The following is a 16333-nucleotide window of genomic DNA, read 5'->3' on the forward strand; positions in this document are numbered from 1 at the left end:
CTTCGCAAGGCCCCGCACCCCGAGAAACCCGACTACGTCGTACGACGCCGCCGCGCGCCCGGCCGCCGCTCGGAGGGCCGAGTGACCGGATCCCCCGCCTCCAGCGCCGCTTCCCGGCGCCGCAGCCCGAAGTCGGCCAGCGCCTCCGCGAGCTTGTGCACGGAAGGCTCGGGCGACAGCACGTCCACCCGCAGCCCGTGCTCCTCGGCCGTCTTGGCCGTGGCGGGGCCGATGCACGCGATCACGGTCACGTTGTGCGGCTTCCCGGCGATGCCCACCAGGTTCCGCACCGTCGACGACGACGTGAAGAGCACGGCGTCGAAGCCGCCGCCCTTGATCGCCTCGCGCGTGTCCGCCGGCGGCGGCGACGCCCGTACGGTCCGGTAGGCGGTGACGTCGTCGACCTCCCACCCGAGCTCGATGAGCCCGGCGACCAGCGTCTCCGTCGCGATGTCGGCCCGCGGCAGGAACACCCGGTCGATCGGGTCGAAGACGGGGTCGTACGGCGGCCAGTCCTCAAGGAGGCCCGCGGCCGACTGCTCACCGCTCGGCACCAGATCGGGCTTCACGCCGAAGTCGACGAGCGCCGCGGCGGTCTGCTCGCCCACGGCCGCGACCTTGATCCCGGCGAAGGCGCGCGCGTCGAGCCCGTACTCCTCGAACTTCTCCCGCACCGCCTTCACGGCGTTCACGCTGGTGAAGGCGATCCACTCGTACCGCCCGGTCACCAGACCCTTGACGGCACGCTCCATCTGCTGCGGGGTGCGCGGCGGCTCGACGGCGATCGTCGGCACCTCGTGCGGCACCGCGCCGTACGAACGCAGCTGGTCGGAGAGCGAGGCGGCCTGCTCCTTGGTACGCGGCACGAGCACCCGCCACCCGAAGAGGGGCTTCGACTCGAACCACGACAGCTGGTCCCGCTGCGCCGGGGCGCTGCGCTCGCCGACCACGGCTATGACCGGCCGGTGGCCCTCGGGCGAGGGGAGGATCTTGCCCTGCTTGAAGACCTGGGCGATGGTGCCGAGCGTCGCGTTCCACGTCCGCTGGCGGGTGGTCGTACCGGCGATGGTGACGGTGAGCGGGGTGTCCGGCTTACGGCCAGCCGCCACCAGTTCACCGGCGGCCGCGGCCACCGAGTCGAGCGAGGTGGACACGACGACGGTGCCGTCGGAGGCGCCGACCTCGGACCAGCACCGCTCGTCGGCGGTCCTGGCGTCGACGAACCGCACGTCCGTGCCCTGCGCGTCGCGCAGCGGGACACCGGCGTACGCGGGCACGCCGACGGCGGTGGCGACACCGGGGACGACCTCGAAGGGGATGCCCTCGGCGGCGCAGGCCAGCATCTCGGCGCCCGCGTTCCCGTCGAGACCGGGGTCGCCGGTCACCGCACGGACGACCCGCCTGCCGCCCCTCGCGGCCTCCATGACAAGATTGGCGGCATCCCTCAACACGGGGACTCCGGCGGCTGTTGACGCCTCGTCAACAACCGTCAGCTCAGGCGTGCTCACCCCCGCGCGCGCATGGTCGCGAACGACCTCGAGCACCTCCGGCTCGGCGATCAGGACGTCCGCGCCCGCGAGGGCCTCGACGGCCCTGAGGGTCAGCAGTCCGGGGTCTCCCGGTCCTGCACCGAGGAACGTGACGTGCCCGTGGCCGGTGAAGGCCGAGGACACTGGGCTGGTGGTCGGGCGGGTGGGGTTCAAAGTGCTCGCTCCCCCATAAGACCAGCCGCACCCTTGGCGAGCATCTCGTCCGCGAGTTCGCGTCCGAGTGCCATCGCCTCGTCGTGCGACGTGGGTACGGGACCGGTGGTGGACAGCTGCACCAGCGTCGAGCCGTCGGTGGTGCCGACGACGCCGCGCAGGCGCATTTCGGTGACAACCTGCCCGTGACCGGGGTCGTCGGCCAGCAGGTCGGCCAGCGCACCCACGGGTGCGGAGCAGCCGGCCTCCAGGGCGGCGAGCAGGGATCGCTCGGCCGTCACGGCGGCCCGCGTGTGCGGGTCGTCGAGAGCGGCGAGCGTGGCGACGAGCTCGGCGTCGGACGCCGGGCATTCGATCGCCAGGGCCCCCTGGCCGGGGGCGGGCAGGACCGAGTCGACCGACAGGTGGTCGAGCGACAGGGAGCCGGTCAGCTCCGCGGTCCCGCCGATGCGGTTGAGACCGGCCGCGGCGAGAACCACCGCGTCCAGTTCACCGCTGTGTACGTAGCCGACCCGGGTGTCGATGTTCCCCCGGATCGGGACACAGGTGATCTCCAGGCCGTGGCTGCGCGCGTACGCGTGGAGCTGGGCCATGCGACGCGGCGAACCGGTGCCGACGCGGGCACCCTTGGGCAGCCGGTCGAGCGTGACGCCCTCCCGCGCGATCAGCACGTCGCGCGGGTCTTCGCGCTTCGGGATCGCGGCCAGCACGAGCTCGGGGTGCTGGGCGGTCGGCAGGTCCTTCAGCGAGTGGACGGCGAAGTCCACCTCACCGGCGAGCAGCGCGTCGCGCAGGGCGGCGACGAAGACGCCGGTGCCGCCGATCTGCGCGAGGTGCTCCCGGGAGGTGTCCCCGTACGTCGTGATCTCCACGAGCTCGACGGGCCGGCCGGTCAGCTGCCGGACGGCGTCGGCCACGTGCCCGGACTGGGCCATGGCGAGCTTGCTGCGCCTGGTCCCGAGCCTCAGTGCCCTCTCGGTCATACTCGCCCTCGGTTCTTGACGTCGGCGTCATTCAGGTCGGCCCGGCTGACGGATGCCACCGTCTCCGGGTCGAGGTCGAAGAGTGTCCGCAGCGCGTCCGCGTACCCGGCGCCGCCGGGCTCGCTGGCCAGCTGCTTGACCCGCACGGTCGGCGCGTGCAGGAGCTTGTCGACCACGCGTCGCACGGTCTGGGTGATCTCGGCGCGCTGCTTGTCGTCGAGGTCGGGCAGCCGGCCTTCCAGCCGGGCGACCTCGCCGGCCACGACATCGGCGGCCATCGTGCGCAGGGCGACGACGGTCGGGGTGATGTGCGCGGCGCGCTGTGCGGCGCCGAAGGCGGCGACCTCGTCGGAGACGATGCCGCGGACCTGGTCGACGTCGGCGGCCATGGGCGCGTCGGCGGAGGCCTCGGCGAGCGACTCGATGTCGACGAGCCGGACTCCGGGGACCCGGTGCGCGGCGGCGTCGATGTCGCGGGGCATGGCGAGGTCGAGCAGGCCGAGCGGGGCACGGCGGCCCTGTACGGCGGCCTCGACGGCCTCGCCGGTGAGGACGAGTCCGGTGGCGCCGGTGCAGGAGACGACGACGTCGGCACGTGTCAGTTCGTCGCCGACGGCAACCATCTCGACCGCGCGTGCGGCCACCCCCGTGCCGCCGGGCTCGCTCAGGATCTGGGCGAGCCGCTCGGCGCGGGCCAGGGTGCGGTTGGCGATGACGACCTCGGAGACGCCGGAGCGCGCGAGCGTGGCGGCGGCCAGCGAGGACATCGAACCGGCCCCGATGACGAGGGCCCGCTTGCCCTTGGCCCAGGTGTCGACGTCGGCGTCGCCCGTGCCCTGGGCGAGCTGCTCCAGGCCGAAGGTGACGAGCGACTGCCCGGCCCGGTCGATCCCGGTCTCGCTGTGGGCGCGCTTGCCGACCCGCAGGGCCTGCTGGAACAGGTCGTTGAGGAGGCGTCCCGCAGTGTGCTGCTCCTGGCCGAGGGCGAGCGCGTCCTTGATCTGGCCGAGGATCTGGCCCTCGCCGACGACCATGGAGTCGAGCCCGCAGGCCACCGAGAAGAGGTGGTGGACGGCCCGGTCCTCGTAGTGCACGTAGAGATAGGGAGTGAGCTCCTCCAGGCCGACGCCGCTGTGCTGGGCGAGCAGCGTGGACAGCTCGGCGACACCGGCGTGGAACTTGTCCACGTCGGCGTAGAGCTCGATGCGGTTGCAGGTGGCCAGGACGGTGCCCTCGGCGGCCGGCTCGGCGGCGAGGGTGTCCTGGAGCAGCTTGATCCGGGTGTCCGCCGACAGCGCGGCCCGCTCCAGGATGGAGACCGGGGCGCTGCGGTGGCTCAGCCCGACGACGAGGAGGCTCATGCCGGCATCACGGCGGGGACGTCCCCGTCGGGTCCCTTGCGGTTGCTGCCCCCGGCGCGGGCGGCGGGCGGTGCGGCGGGCGCGCCGGTGTCCGTACCCGTCTCCGGGCCGTTCTCGGCGCCCGCCTCCTCGCCGGCCTTCCGCTGCTCGTGGAAGGCGAGGATCTGGAGCTCGATGGAGAGGTCGACCTTGCGGACGTCCACGCCGTCGGGCACGGAGAGCACGGTCGGGGCGAAGTTCAGGATGGAGGTGACCCCGGCGGCCACCAGCCGGTCGCAGACCTGCTGGGCGACGCCTGCGGGGGTCGCGATGACGCCGATGGAGACGCCGTCCTCGTTGATGATCTTCTCGAGGTCGTCGCTGTGCTGGACGGGGATCCCGGCGACCGGCTTGCCGGTCATGGCGGGGTCGGCGTCGATCAGCGCGGCGACCCGGAAGCCACGGGAGGCGAAGCCGCCGTAGCCGGCGAGCGCGGCACCGAGGTTACCGATGCCGACGATGACGACCGGCCAGTCCTGGGTGAGCCCCAGCTCGCGGGAGATCTGGTAGACGAGGTACTCGACGTCGTAACCGACACCACGGGTGCCGTACGAGCCGAGGTAGCTGAAGTCCTTGCGCAGCTTCGCGGAGTTGACGCCCGCGGCGGCCGCGAGCTCCTCGGAGGAGACCGTGGGTACGGAGCGCTCCGAGAGCGCGGTCAGTGCGCGCAGATACAGCGGAAGCCGGGCGACGGTGGCCTCGGGAATTCCTCGGCTACGGGTCGCCGGTCGGTGAGTTCGGCCAGTTGCCACGGTGCTCCTGCGGGATGAGCGGGGCTGCAGGCGGCCGTATGTCCCAAGACCGCCCCGTCGAATGCAGGCTATGTCTTTGTGAACGCGTGCACAAAGATGGTGTCCGTTTTGTCCGGCCAAAGTGACCGGGGTCACGCGGCTGGTTCCTATCGTCACGGAACCGCGGAGCAGGTCAGAGCGTTGGGATCCCGAAGGGGGCAAAGCCGCACACACTCCTCACGACGTCACCCCCGAAACCCAACAAAACGTCCACGATGGTAACCGCCTTTCGGTCACACACCCAGTTCGCGCCGGAGCCGCCCGGGGTCCACGCGCCAGAAGGTGTGCTGTTCGCCGTCGATCAGAACGACGGGGATCTGCTCCCAGTACGCCCGGTGGAGCTCCTCGTCGCGCGTGATGTCCTTCTCCTCCCATCGTGCCCCCGTTTCGGCGCACACGGCCTCGATCACCGCCCTGGCGTCGTCGCAGAGGTGACATCCCGGCTTGCCGATCAGCGTCACGGTGCGCGATGCGGCGTCCTTCTTCTTCGTCCGTCCGAACATGACGTCCATTCTGTCCAATTAACAGGGGAGCCCCGCAGTGTTCACGACCCGGCATCGTCACAAGTCGGGAAGTACCGAACAGACTGGCTATGCTCCAGGCATGGCCGCTCTGGGATGGCTCACCCCTCGTAGGCGCTCCGCCACCGCGCGCAGCGTCCTCGCAGGCGAGGCCGCTGCCGAGGCAGCGCGGAAGTCCTCGCTCCAGCTGGAACGGGAGCGGGAGGAGGCGGCGGCCGAGACGGCCGCCGCGGAGCCCACCGCCCCGGCCGAACCCGAATTCCCGGTCGTCGGCGACGTCCAGGCGGCCGCCTTCTTCGACCTCGACAACACCGTGATGCAGGGCGCCGCGATCTTCCACTTCGGCCGCGGCCTGTACAAGCGGAAGTTCTTCCAGCGCCGCGAACTCGCCCGCTTCGCCTGGCAGCAGGCCTGGTTCCGGCTCGCCGGCGTCGAGGACCCCGAGCACATGCAGGACGCCCGCGACAGCGCCCTGTCCATCGTCAAGGGCCACCGCGTCTCCGAACTGATGTCGATCGGCGAGGAGATCTACGACGAGTACATGGCCGACCGCATCTGGCCCGGCACCCGCGGCCTCGCCCAGGCGCACCTGGACGCGGGCCAGAAGGTCTGGCTCGTCACGGCCGCCCCGGTCGAGACCGCCACGATCATCGCCCGGCGACTCGGCCTGACCGGCGCGCTCGGCACGGTCGCCGAGTCCGTCGACGGCGTCTACACGGGCAAGTTGGTCGGCGAGCCCCTGCACGGACCGGCCAAGGCCGAAGCGGTACGGGCCCTCGCCGCCGCGGAGGGCCTCGACCTGAACCGCTGCGCCGCCTACAGCGACTCGCACAACGACATCCCGATGCTCTCGCTCGTCGGGCACCCGTACGCGATCAACCCGGACACCAAGCTGCGCAAGTACGCGAAGGCCCGGGAGTGGCGACTCCGCGACTACCGGACCGGCCGCAAGGCCGCCAAGGTCGGCATCCCCGCCGCCGCGGGTCTGGGCGCGCTCGCCGGCGGCACCGCCGCCGCGGTCGCCCTGCACCGCCGCCGCCACTGACGCGGCCGCCACCCGGCGCGCCGCCGCCCTGCCGATACGTTTCGGCTGCGATCATCTGCGACAACCCCGGACCAGCGACCCTCACCCGTCCGTGGTCGAACACCCCCGCACAGGTCGACTCCCAGGCATTCCGGACTCCTTACCCAGCAGCGGCCCCGATCACTCACCCGTTCTGCACTTGAGCACAACGCAACGCCGCCGCAGTCACACTCGGAAGCAATCCGATCAACAACCGGTCACGAACAGCGACCAGTTACGACTGCAAGCAGTAACGGAAACGACGTAATCGGTGATTTGAGCAACTGGGTGTAGCGCTGCCTGTACGAAGCGTTATTCTCCTCAGACGCACAAAGGACCCCTCCCGTCGCCACGACGAGTGAACGGTCCCGCACTGCACGTGATGGAAGCTCTGCCTCTGGGAGTCCCGTGTACCCACACGTCGGGGTTGACACCTCGGGCCTGGCTACGCTGCGCGCAACGGTCCTCGACCACTTGCGCGGCTTCGTCCCCACCGCGTACGCCGGCCCTGTCCCCGCCTTCGCCTTCGCCTCACCGGCACCCGCCGGTCCTTGCTATGCCCTGGCCGACGGCAGCGCCGCCGTGGGCAGACGGGGAACCCGCGGCGGCGCCGGAACCTCGACCGCCGCCCGCCGCCCCACCGCCGACAGCGACAGCGCTCGCATGATGGACCTGGTCGAGCGCGCCCAGGCCGGCGAGGCCGAGGCCTTCGGCCGCCTGTACGACCAGTACAGCGACACCGTCTACCGCTACATCTACTACCGCGTCGGTGGGAAGGCGACCGCGGAGGACCTGACCAGCGAGACGTTCCTGCGCGCCCTGCGCCGGATCTCCACCTTCACCTGGCAGGGTCGCGACTTCGGCGCCTGGCTCGTCACCATCGCCCGCAACCTCGTCGCCGACCACTTCAAGTCCAGCCGCTTCCGCCTGGAAGTCACCACCGGCGAGATGCTCGACGCCAACGAGGTCGAGCGCAGCCCCGAGGACTCCGTCCTGGAGTCCCTCTCCAACGCGGCACTCCTCGACGCGGTCCGCCGCCTCAACCCCCAACAGCAGGAGTGCGTGACCCTGCGCTTCCTCCAGGGCCTCTCGGTCGCCGAGACCGCCCGCGTCATGGGGAAGAACGAGGGCGCCATCAAGACCCTCCAGTACCGGGCCGTCCGCACCCTGGCCCGCCTCCTCCCGGACGACGCACGCTGACCGGTCCGCGCCCCCCACACGCGCCCCCACACCCCGGTCCGCACTCCGGTGCGCGCTCCACCCCCCGCACCTCCCCCCACACCCCCACGACCCCCGAACCACTCACAGTCGGTGACCCCTCGGTGACGCACTGGTCCGATCATCTTTCGCGCGTAACCCAAGTGCCGCGCCGCTCGTTGTGCGGAATGCAGGCTCCCTGTGGTCACGCCATGCCCGCAGCCACTCACTCGTTCGTGTGGATGTGTTCAAGGCGTGCAACCCTCCGGACACCCCGGGGAGTCGACCGTCATGACGAGAGGAGGTGCCGCCAGTGATCGCGAACGTATCGGCGCACCGGCGGGCGAACGCCTTCGCCCAGGCCCTGGAGGATCAGGCAGCCGAGGGCGCGGCAGCCGCACAGCCCGAAGCGCCGGCCGAACCGGCGGAGCAGGGGCGGCTGTTGGCCTTGGCCAACGGCCTCGGTGAACTACCGAAGCCACAGCTGGACCCCGAGGTCAAGGTGGTGCAGCGAGCGCAGCTCGTCGCCGCCATGGAAGCGATGCTCATGGAGGGCAGCGCGGCCGCAGGCCCTACGGTGCCGGAACAACGGGCACCGGGCGGCAAGGGAGCCCACCGGGCCTCCCCGCTCCGCAAGCTCCGCCCCCGCTCCCGCTGGACCAAGGGCCTCGCCGCCGGCGGGCTCACGGTCGGTGTGGCCGCGGGAGCCTTCGGCGGGGTGGCCGCCGCCAGCTCCGACGCCCTCCCCGGTGACTCGCTCTACGGGCTCAAGCGAGGCATGGAGGACATCAAGCTCGGGATGGCGGACGACGACGCGGATCGCGGCGGCATCTACCTCGACCAGGCGTCCACCCGGCTCAGCGAGGCCCGCAGACTCATGGAGCGCGGCCGCTCCGGCGACCTCGACCACGAGTCGCTCGGCGAGATCCGCCGCGTCCTGGGCGGAATGAAGCACGACGCCAGCGAAGGCCACCGCCTGCTCCGCCAGGCGTACGAGCGGGACGGCGAGATCGGCCCGATGGCCCGGCTCAACTCGTTCGCCCAGGCCCACCGGGACACCTGGAACGGCCTGCGCGACCGGCTCCCCGTCCAGCTCGCGGACGTCGGCAGCGACGTGACCGGGGTCTTCGACGCCATGGACGAAGAAGTCGAGCCCCTCCAGTCGGTGCTTCCCCGCACCCTGGAGAAGGGCGGGGTCACCACGCAGAACCCGACCCGCGGGACCGGCACCCCGCAGGACACCCAGGAACCGGACACCCAGAGTCCGCCGTCCACCCACGAGGCGCCGCCCACCAGCGGCACCTCCGCCCCGCCCCGCCCGTCCGGTCCCGCCCCGAGCACCGGTACGAGCACGAGCGCGAGCACGGACAGCGGCAGCACCGAATCACCGGAAGGCGACGGCCTCCTCGGCGGCAACACGGGCGGGCTGCTCCAGCAGCCCATCCCGACCGGCCCGCCGACGGCACCGTCACCCACGCCCCCGACACCCACCGAGGTGCCGGACGTGACTCTTCCGCCACTCCTGCCAGGCCTGCTACCAGGCTTCGGCATCGACAGCGAGGACGCTCGCTAGCAAGAGTTGAGGGGCGCCCCACGGACGGGGGCGCCCCTCAACTCTGTCCTCAGAAGGCTCCTCCCTCAGAGGGCCCTCCCTCAGAGGGCTCCTCCCTCAGAAAAACACCGACCGCCGCTGCACCAGCAGCTTGTACAAGGTGTGCTGTATCTGCTCCCTGACCTGGTCCGTCAGGTTGAACATCAGCATCGGGTCCTCCGCCGCCTCCGGCGCGTACCCGTCCGTCGCGATCGGCTCCCCGAACTGGATGGTCCACTTCGTCGGCAGCGGCAACGCCCCGAGCGGCCCCAGCCACGGAAACGTCGGGGTGATCGGGACGTACGGGAGCCCGAGCACCCGCGCCAGCGTCTTGGCGTTCCCGACCATCGGGTAGATCTCCTCCGCACCCACGATCGAGCACGGCACGATCGGCACCCCCGCCCGCAGCGCCGTCGAGACGAAGCCGCCCCGCCCGAACCGCTGGAGCTTGTACCGCTCCGAGAACGGCTTCCCGATGCCCTTGAAGCCCTCCGGCATCACACCGACGATCTCACCGGCCCGCAGCAGCCGCTCCGCGTCCTCCGCACAGGCCAGGGTGTGCCCCGCCTTCCGCGCCAGCTCGTTGACCACCGGCAGCATGAAGACGAGGTCCGCCGCGAGCAGCCGCAGATGGCGCCCCGCCGGATGCCGGTCGTGGACGGCGACCTGCAGCATCAGCCCGTCCAGCGGCAGGGTCCCCGAGTGGTTGGCGACGATCAGGGCCCCGCCCTTGTCGGGGATGTTCTCGACGCCCTTCACCTCGACCCGGAAGTACTTCTCGTACAGCGGGCGCAGCAACGACATCAGGACCTGATCGGTGAGCTCCTCGTCGTAGCCGAACTCGTCGACCTCGTACTCACCCGTGATCCGCCGCCGCAGGAACGCGAGCCCGCCCGCGAGCCGCCGCTCCCACCCACCGGCACCGGCGCCGGCCTCGACACCGCTCCCGGCCTCCGCACCCGCACTCACGCCCGCACCGCCCTCACCTCCGGCCCCGGACCCGGCCCCGGACCGCGCCTCGGCCCCAGGAAGCCCTCCCCCGGCCCCCTCCGGCTCATGAGGGCCCTGCTGCGCCCCCGGCAGCGCCCGTACGGCCGCCGCCTCCCCGTCGGCCCTGCTGGGCCGACGACGGGCCCGCGAACGGTCGTCGTCGAACGGAATGACCTTGGCGTCCGCCATCGCTGTCCGGTCCCCTCAGGCGCCGTGGTGAAGTGGGTCGGTGTCAGTCGTGGCCGGGGCCAGCCGGCCGGCGAGCCGGTCCACCGCCCCGGCGAGCATCTCCGGCGGCAGAAGGCCCGGCCCCCTGCTGCCCGCGAAGTCCGCGAAGGTCTCCGCCGTCGTGAAGCGCGGCGAGAACCCGAGGACCTCGCGCATCTGCACCGTCGAGACCACCCGGCCGTGGGTGAGCAGCCGGATCTGCTCGGGCGCGAAGTCGGTGATCCCGACCGTGCGCAGCGCCGTCCCCACCCAGGTGACCGCGGGCAGCAGCACTGGAACGGTCGGCCGCCCCAGCCTCCGCGCGCACTGGGAGAGCAGCAGCACCCCGTCGCCGGCCACGTTGAACGTGCCGCTGTTCAGGGTGGCCCTGCGGGGCTCGTGCGCCGCCAGGCGCAGCACGTCGATCACGTCGTCCTCGTGGACGAACTGGAGCCTCGGGTCGTAGCCGAGCACGGTCGGCATGATCGGCAGCGACAGGTACTCGCCCAGCGGGGAGTCGATCCGCGGCCCGAGGATGTTCGCGAACCGCAGCACGCACACGGCCACGTCCGGCCGGCGCCGGGCGAAGCCCCGCACGTACCCCTCGACCTCGACGGCGTCCTTGGCGAAGCCCCCGCTCGGCAGCGACTTCGCCGGCGTGGTCTCGCTGAAGACCGCCGGGTCGCGCGGCGCGGAGCCGTAGACGCTCGTACTCGACTTGATCACGAGCCGTCTGATCCGCGGCGACTTCTGGCAGGCCCCGAGCAGCTGCATGGTGCCGATGACGTTGGTCTCCTTGACCGACGTACGGCCGCCGGCGCCGAGCGCCGTCCCGGTGACGTCCATGTGGACCACCGTGTCGACCTCGTGCTCGGCCAGGACCTTCGCGATGGCCGGCCGGCGGATGTCCGCCCGGACGAACTCGGCGGCGCCGAGCTGGTGCGTCGGGTCGACCGCGTCCACCGCGACCACCCGCTCCACTTCCGGGTCCCGCTGGATCCGCCGCACGAAACGGCCCCCGAGGTGCCGGGCGGCACCGGTGACGAGCACGACCCTGCCCAAGATCAGCGCCTTCCGTCCGTCTTCCGTTGGTCGCCACCGTAGCGCCTTCGTATTTCGGCGCGAATAAAGCGTGGCCCTCCACCGCGAACGGTGAAGGGCCACGCCTGACGCACGAATCGCTGCGGTGCAGCTGTCGCCTTACTTCTTGTTGCGACGCTGAACGCGCGTGCGCTTAAGCAGCTTGCGGTGCTTCTTCTTCGCCATCCGCTTGCGCCGCTTCTTGATAACAGAGCCCACGACTACCCTCGCTCACTTCTCGGAACATCCCCGCCTCCCGGCGGGGATCGGTGCGGGGCGTCTGGGCCCACACGACCTACGTCGGCCTAGCCTACCGTCCCGAGCACCGCGCTTGTAATCCGAGGGCCGTACGCGACATTCCCGGCTGATCGGCCGCGCGCTCGCTACGCGGTCCCCACCCCCACGAAGGACTCCCTCAGGTACTCGTGAACCGCCTGTTCCGGCACCCGGAAGGACCTGCCCACCCGGATCGCCGGCAGATGACCGCTGTGCACCAAGCGGTACACGGTCATCTTCGACACGCGCATCACCGAGGCGACTTCCGCCACGGTCAGAAACTTGACCTCGTTGAGAGGTCGATCGCCAGCAGCCATGACCCACCTGTACCTTCCGCCGCGACGCCCACCGGCTTCCCCTCCGGTGACTCTTCGTCGCCGAGCGCTCACTCGCCAGACTAGGGGCGGGTGGTACGAGTGGGGAAGAGGAGCTGTCATCGGCCGTTTACCGTGACAGACACGCTCGATTGAGTACATAGCGTGTGAGCGGACGGTAGTAGTCGGAGCGCACGCCGTCATCAAGCGGAACGGCCACCGACACCTGCCCCTCCGCCTCACCGACGAACAGCGCCGGATCATCCGTATCGGCAAGACCGATGGCCTCGATACCCAGCTGACCTGCACCGCAGACCCATCCGTGGTCCCCGACCACCAGCTCCGGCAGCGGCCCGCCACCCTCGGCCGCACTTTCGAGCGCGGCCCTAACCGGCAGCGCGGAGTGCGAGTGCGCCCCCGGCTCGCGGCCACTCCCCGACAGCCCGGGCTCACGCACCAACGCGACCCCCCGTACGTAGTCGAGGAGGTACGTACGTACGCCGAACCGGGTCGTTATGTCGACACATCGCCCCTGCGCCGGGGTGAGGACAAGACATCCCGCCGCCGACAAAGCGTCTGCAAGCGCGACGTAGAAACCGAGCAGACGGTGCGGATGCCCCGTCCCGAACAGCACCGGAACCCGTCGCGCGGCCGCCGCCCCCAACCGCGCCGCGAAGGCGTCGAGCCCCCTCAGCGTCCGCTCGGGATCGATGACGTCCGGCCCCGACCGGTGCGCCGGATCTCCCGACACCCCGCACTTGTCGGCCATCAGCCGCAGCAGATCCGCCTCACCCCACCCCCAGGCGGGATCGAGCCCCAGCAGCACCCGCGGATCACGCGCGGCGAAGAGCCGATAGCTCCGCAGACTCTCCTCCCGCGACGTCGCCACCGTCCCCGCCAACCCCGCCGCCAAAAGATGCGCCCGCAGCGCCCCGGTACTCAACACCCTCCCGATGCTGCCGGAACACACCGCCCCCGGAGCCGAAACCCCCGGGACAGTGCACAGTCGGCGTAACGCACGAGAAGACGTTCACACCCCCTAGGGAAGCAGCCCCCGCAGCGGGAAGGCAGCCTTCCGCGTCGCGAGCACCGCCTGGTCCAACCGATCCGCCGGGTCGTACCCCTCGGCCCAGTCCCGGAAGCCCACCGGCCACCGCCCGTCCGTCATCCGCGCCGGCCCCAACTGCCGGGTCCGCGCGTACACCTCGTCCCGCCAGGACGACGGGATCACGGACTCCGGATCCACCGGGACATGCGCCGCGATCCCCACCAGATGCGTCCACGACCGCGGCACGACGTCCACCACCGCGTACCCGCCACCGCCGAGCGCGACCCACTTCCCGCCCTCGGCGTACTCGTGAGCCAGGTCGTGGCAGGCCGACTGCACCGACCGCTGCGCGTCCAGCGACACCGCCAGATGCGCGAGCGGATCCTCGAAGTGCGTGTCCGCCCCGTGCTGCGTCACGAGCACCTGCGGCCGGAAATCCGCGATCAGCTCCGGCACCACCGCGTGGAAGGCCCGCAGCCACCCCGCGTCGCCCGTCCCGGCCGGCAGCGCCACGTTCACGGCCCCGCCCTCCCCCGGCCCCGCCGCACCCGTCTCCTCCGGCCACCCCGTCTGCGGGAACAGCGTCCGCGGATGCTCGTGCAGCGAGATCGTCAGGACCCGCGGATCCTCCCAGAACGCCGCCTGCACCCCGTCACCGTGGTGCACGTCCACATCCACGTACACGACCCGCTCCGCCCCCAGCTCCAGGAGGCGGGCGATGGCCAGCGACGCGTCGTTGTAGATGCAGAACCCGGACGCGCTCCCCGGCATCGCGTGGTGCAGCCCGCCCGCGAAGTTCACCGCGTGCGCGGCCTCCCCGCGCCACACCGCCTCCGCCGCCCCGACCGACTGCCCGGCGATCAGCGCCGACACCTCGTGCATCCCGGTGAACGCCGGATCGTCGACCGTCCCCAGCCCGTACGCCTGGTCGGCATGACGCGGATCCACCGAGGCCGCCCGCACCGCCGCCACGTAGTCCTCGCGGTGCACGAGCCGCAGGGTCGACTCCCCGGCCGGCGGCGCCGCGACCACGTCCACGGCCCGGTCGAGCCCGTACGCCCGCACCAGCCCCATGGTCAGCGCGAGCCGTACCGGATCCATCGGATGCTCGGACCCGAAGTCGTACTGCGTGACAGCTTCATCCCACATCAACAGTGCGCGGCCGCTCATGACCGCCACCGTATCGGGCCTCTCGCGAACCGAACGACGTGGCGTACACCACCGTCACCAGGACCAGCACCATCGGCACCAGCATCGCCCCGCGATAGCTCCACGCGTCCCCGAGCGCCCCCACCAACGGCGACCCGACGAGGAACCCCACGTAGTTGAAGACGTTGAGCCGCGCCACCGCCGCATCGCTCGCCTCCGGGAACAGCCTTCCCGCCGCGGCGAAGGTCTGCGGCACGATCACACTCAGCCCGAGGCCCAGGACCGTGAACCCGGCGATCCCCGCCCACGCCCCGGGCGCCACCGCCACCACCGCGAACCCCAGAGCCGCGAGCACCGCCCCGCACCGCACGACGGTCACGGCCCCCAGCTTCCGCACCCCGAAGTCGCCCACCGCCCTGCCCAGCAGCGTCGTCACCATGTACGCGTTGTACGGCACGGTCGCCAGCTCCTCCGAACTGCCGAGCACGTCCTGGAGGTACTTGGCACTCCAGTTGGAGACGGTGGAGTCCCCTATGTACGCGAAGGTCATGACGAGACAGAGCGGCAGCAGCAGCGCGAAGGCGACACGACTCCCCCCGCTCTCCCCCGCCTTCTCCGCCAGGCCCCGGTTCTCACCGGCCACGTACCACCGGCTGCCCAGGAGGGCGACGGGCAACAGCAGCGCGACGACCGGCAGATACGACACGAACAGCGACAGGTGCCAGTGCGCCCCCACCCAGGCCAGCGAGGCACCCACGATCCCGCCGAGGCTGTACGAGGCGTGGAAGCCGAGCATGATGCTCCGCCCGTACGCCCGCTGAAGGCTCACCCCCAGCATGTTCATGGAGGCGTCCAGGGCCCCCACCGCGAGGCCGAAGACCCCGAGCGCGAGCGCCGCCTCCCACAGCTCCGTCCCCGCCCCCACACCCAGGAGGGCCAGCAGGACGACGGGCTGAGCCCACCGCAGCACCACGGCGGGCCCCACCCGGGCGACGACCTTCTCGGCCGCCACGCTCGCCACCCCGGCAAGGATCGGTACGGCGGCGAGGAAGGCCGGCAGCAGCGCGTCCGAGATCCCGTACCGGTCCTGGATCCCCGGTATTCGGGTCACGAGCAGGGCGAACGTGACCCCCTGTACGAAGAAACTGACCGCCAGGGATCCCCGCCCACGCCGCAACCGCGCATCTGTCATGGCGGCTCAGCGTAGGGCCGGAACCTACCGAGGGGTAGATGGATCACAGACCCAATGTCGCGGGGAGCTCGCCCATCGTTCCGAAGAACCCCGTGGCGCCGGCGAGCTTCGCCTCGGGCGTCATCGCCGTGAACCCGTACACGTCCATCCCGGCGGCAACGGCGGCCTGGACCCCGAGCCCGCTGTCCTCGACGACCACACACCGCTCCGGCGCCACGCCCATCCGCGCGGCGGCGTACAGGAACAGGTCCGGCTCGGGCTTGCCCCGGCCCACGTCCTCGGCGCTGAAGACGTTCTCGTCCCGGAACCACGCGTCGAGCCCGGTCTTCCGATGCCCCACCCGAATCCGCTCATGGCTGCCGGAGGAGGCCACACAGTACGGAATCCCGGCCTCGGCCAGCCCCTTCAGCACCTCTGCGGCCCCCCGCACGGCCTCCAGCTCCTTCTCGAAGGCGGCGAAGACCCGCGCGTGGAACGTCTCGTCGAAGTCCGCGGGCAGCCGCTCCCCCGTCCGCTCCTCGACCAGCTCGTGAATGCGATGCATGGCGGACCCCATGTAGTCGCGCACCGACTCCTCGTACGAGGTCGGATGCCCGAGCTCCGTCAGATAGCCGGCGAGGAGCGTATTGGAAATCGGCTCGCTGTCCACGAGCACACCGTCGTTGTCGAAGATGACCAAGTCGTATCGCATGGACAAAGCCTAGAACGCAAAAATGCCTCAACCCCCGGACAGAGTCCGGGGGTTGAGGCTAAAAATTGTTCGGCGGCGTCCTACTCTCCCACAGGGTCCCCCCTGCAGTACCATCGGCGCTGAAAGGCTTAGCTTCC

Annotated in this window: 16 protein-coding genes; 3 read left to right on the forward strand and 13 right to left on the reverse strand. The window is 71.2% G+C overall.

Features of this window, described 5'->3' with window-relative positions; all coding sequences use genetic code 11:
- Positions 1–32: 32 nt before the first annotated feature.
- The 5 genes from ACFC0G_RS15935 to ACFC0G_RS15955 all read right to left on the reverse strand — a co-directional run bounded on the left by ACFC0G_RS15935 (position 33) and on the right by ACFC0G_RS15955 (position 5389).
- Complete coding sequence (locus ACFC0G_RS15935; protein WP_376403251.1) at positions 33–1703, reverse strand: uroporphyrinogen-III synthase; 1671 nt, start codon at positions 1701–1703, stop codon at positions 33–35.
- Positions 1700–2686 (reverse strand): hydroxymethylbilane synthase, encoded by a 987-nt coding sequence (gene hemC, locus ACFC0G_RS15940; protein ID WP_056648708.1) that lies wholly within the window; start codon positions 2684–2686, stop codon positions 1700–1702. The genes ACFC0G_RS15935 and hemC overlap by 4 nt, the downstream gene beginning before the upstream one ends.
- A complete protein-coding gene (locus ACFC0G_RS15945) occupies positions 2683–4047 on the reverse strand; it encodes a glutamyl-tRNA reductase (RefSeq protein ID WP_376403256.1) in 1365 nt (454 codons plus the stop codon). The genes hemC and ACFC0G_RS15945 overlap by 4 nt, the downstream gene beginning before the upstream one ends.
- Entirely contained in the window at positions 4044–4838 is a 795-nt protein-coding gene (locus ACFC0G_RS15950; RefSeq protein WP_376403259.1) for a redox-sensing transcriptional repressor Rex, read from the reverse strand. The genes ACFC0G_RS15945 and ACFC0G_RS15950 overlap by 4 nt, the downstream gene beginning before the upstream one ends.
- A gap of 272 nt (positions 4839–5110) precedes the next feature.
- Positions 5111–5389 carry a glutaredoxin family protein gene (locus ACFC0G_RS15955; RefSeq protein ID WP_376403262.1) on the reverse strand — a complete coding sequence of 93 codons (279 nt, stop codon included), beginning with the start codon at positions 5387–5389 and terminating at the stop codon, positions 5111–5113.
- Between the two features lie 91 nt (positions 5390–5480).
- Between ACFC0G_RS15955 and ACFC0G_RS15960 the strand changes: the two genes are divergently transcribed.
- The 3 genes from ACFC0G_RS15960 (at position 5481) to ACFC0G_RS15970 (ending at position 9231) form a co-directional block, all read left to right on the forward strand.
- Positions 5481–6443, forward strand: a complete 963-nt coding sequence (locus tag ACFC0G_RS15960; RefSeq protein WP_376403265.1) for an HAD family hydrolase — start codon at positions 5481–5483, stop codon at positions 6441–6443.
- Positions 6444–6869: 426 nt separating this feature from the next.
- Positions 6870–7661, forward strand: coding sequence for an ECF subfamily RNA polymerase sigma factor, BldN family (locus tag ACFC0G_RS15965; protein WP_055642830.1), 792 nt, complete (start codon positions 6870–6872; stop codon positions 7659–7661).
- A 310-nt stretch (positions 7662–7971) separates the two neighbouring features.
- Positions 7972–9231 (forward strand): DUF5667 domain-containing protein, encoded by a 1260-nt coding sequence (locus ACFC0G_RS15970; RefSeq protein WP_376403269.1) that lies wholly within the window; start codon positions 7972–7974, stop codon positions 9229–9231.
- Positions 9232–9327: 96 nt separating this feature from the next.
- On the opposite strand, the gene ACFC0G_RS15975 is transcribed toward ACFC0G_RS15970, so the two are convergent.
- The 8 genes from ACFC0G_RS15975 to ACFC0G_RS16010 form a co-directional block, all read right to left on the reverse strand.
- Entirely contained in the window at positions 9328–10428 is a 1101-nt protein-coding gene (locus ACFC0G_RS15975) for a lysophospholipid acyltransferase family protein (protein WP_376403272.1), read from the reverse strand.
- Positions 10429–10443: 15 nt separating this feature from the next.
- The gene (locus ACFC0G_RS15980; RefSeq protein WP_376403275.1) at positions 10444–11508 is read right to left on the reverse strand and encodes an NAD-dependent epimerase/dehydratase family protein; all 1065 of its coding nucleotides are present in this window, start codon (positions 11506–11508) and stop codon (positions 10444–10446) included.
- A 138-nt stretch (positions 11509–11646) separates the two neighbouring features.
- Positions 11647–11745, reverse strand: a complete 99-nt coding sequence (locus ACFC0G_RS15985) for a 30S ribosomal protein bS22 (RefSeq protein WP_003948845.1) — start codon at positions 11743–11745, stop codon at positions 11647–11649.
- Positions 11746–11909: 164 nt separating this feature from the next.
- Positions 11910–12119: a helix-turn-helix domain-containing protein gene (locus ACFC0G_RS15990; protein WP_030223786.1), complete on the reverse strand. Its 210-nt coding sequence runs from the start codon at positions 12117–12119 to the stop codon at positions 11910–11912.
- Positions 12120–12246: 127 nt separating this feature from the next.
- Entirely contained in the window at positions 12247–13062 is an 816-nt protein-coding gene (locus ACFC0G_RS15995) for a phosphatase (RefSeq protein WP_376403279.1), read from the reverse strand.
- 93 nt (positions 13063–13155) lie between these two features.
- Positions 13156–14334, reverse strand: coding sequence for an acetoin utilization protein AcuC (locus tag ACFC0G_RS16000; RefSeq protein WP_376403282.1), 1179 nt, complete (start codon positions 14332–14334; stop codon positions 13156–13158).
- Positions 14303–15505, reverse strand: a complete 1203-nt coding sequence (locus tag ACFC0G_RS16005; RefSeq protein WP_376403284.1) for an MFS transporter — start codon at positions 15503–15505, stop codon at positions 14303–14305. Before ACFC0G_RS16005 ends, ACFC0G_RS16000 begins: the two co-directional genes overlap by 32 nt.
- A gap of 43 nt (positions 15506–15548) precedes the next feature.
- The gene (locus ACFC0G_RS16010; RefSeq protein WP_376403287.1) at positions 15549–16196 is read right to left on the reverse strand and encodes an HAD family hydrolase; all 648 of its coding nucleotides are present in this window, start codon (positions 16194–16196) and stop codon (positions 15549–15551) included.
- Positions 16197–16333 lie beyond the last annotated feature (137 nt).

Origin of the sequence: Streptomyces sp. NPDC056169, from assembly GCF_042268445.1 — a bacterium.
Classification (GTDB): Bacteria; Actinomycetota; Actinomycetes; order Streptomycetales; family Streptomycetaceae; genus Streptomyces.

Coding starts and splice junctions, on each gene's coding strand:
- ACFC0G_RS15975 (WP_376403272.1), bottom strand. CDS start 10,428: ATGGCGGACGCCAAGGTCATTCCGTTCGACGACGACCGTTCGCGGGCC.
- ACFC0G_RS15945 (WP_376403256.1), bottom strand. CDS start 4,047: ATGAGCCTCCTCGTCGTCGGGCTGAGCCACCGCAGCGCCCCGGTCTCC.
- ACFC0G_RS16010 (WP_376403287.1), bottom strand. CDS start 16,196: ATGCGATACGACTTGGTCATCTTCGACAACGACGGTGTGCTCGTGGAC.
- ACFC0G_RS15955 (WP_376403262.1), bottom strand. CDS start 5,389: ATGGACGTCATGTTCGGACGGACGAAGAAGAAGGACGCCGCATCGCGC.
- ACFC0G_RS15990 (WP_030223786.1), bottom strand. CDS start 12,119: ATGGCTGCTGGCGATCGACCTCTCAACGAGGTCAAGTTTCTGACCGTG.
- ACFC0G_RS16005 (WP_376403284.1), bottom strand. CDS start 15,505: ATGACAGATGCGCGGTTGCGGCGTGGGCGGGGATCCCTGGCGGTCAGT.
- ACFC0G_RS15960 (WP_376403265.1), top strand. CDS start 5,481: ATGGCCGCTCTGGGATGGCTCACCCCTCGTAGGCGCTCCGCCACCGCG.
- hemC (WP_056648708.1), bottom strand. CDS start 2,686: ATGACCGAGAGGGCACTGAGGCTCGGGACCAGGCGCAGCAAGCTCGCC.
- ACFC0G_RS16000 (WP_376403282.1), bottom strand. CDS start 14,334: ATGAGCGGCCGCGCACTGTTGATGTGGGATGAAGCTGTCACGCAGTAC.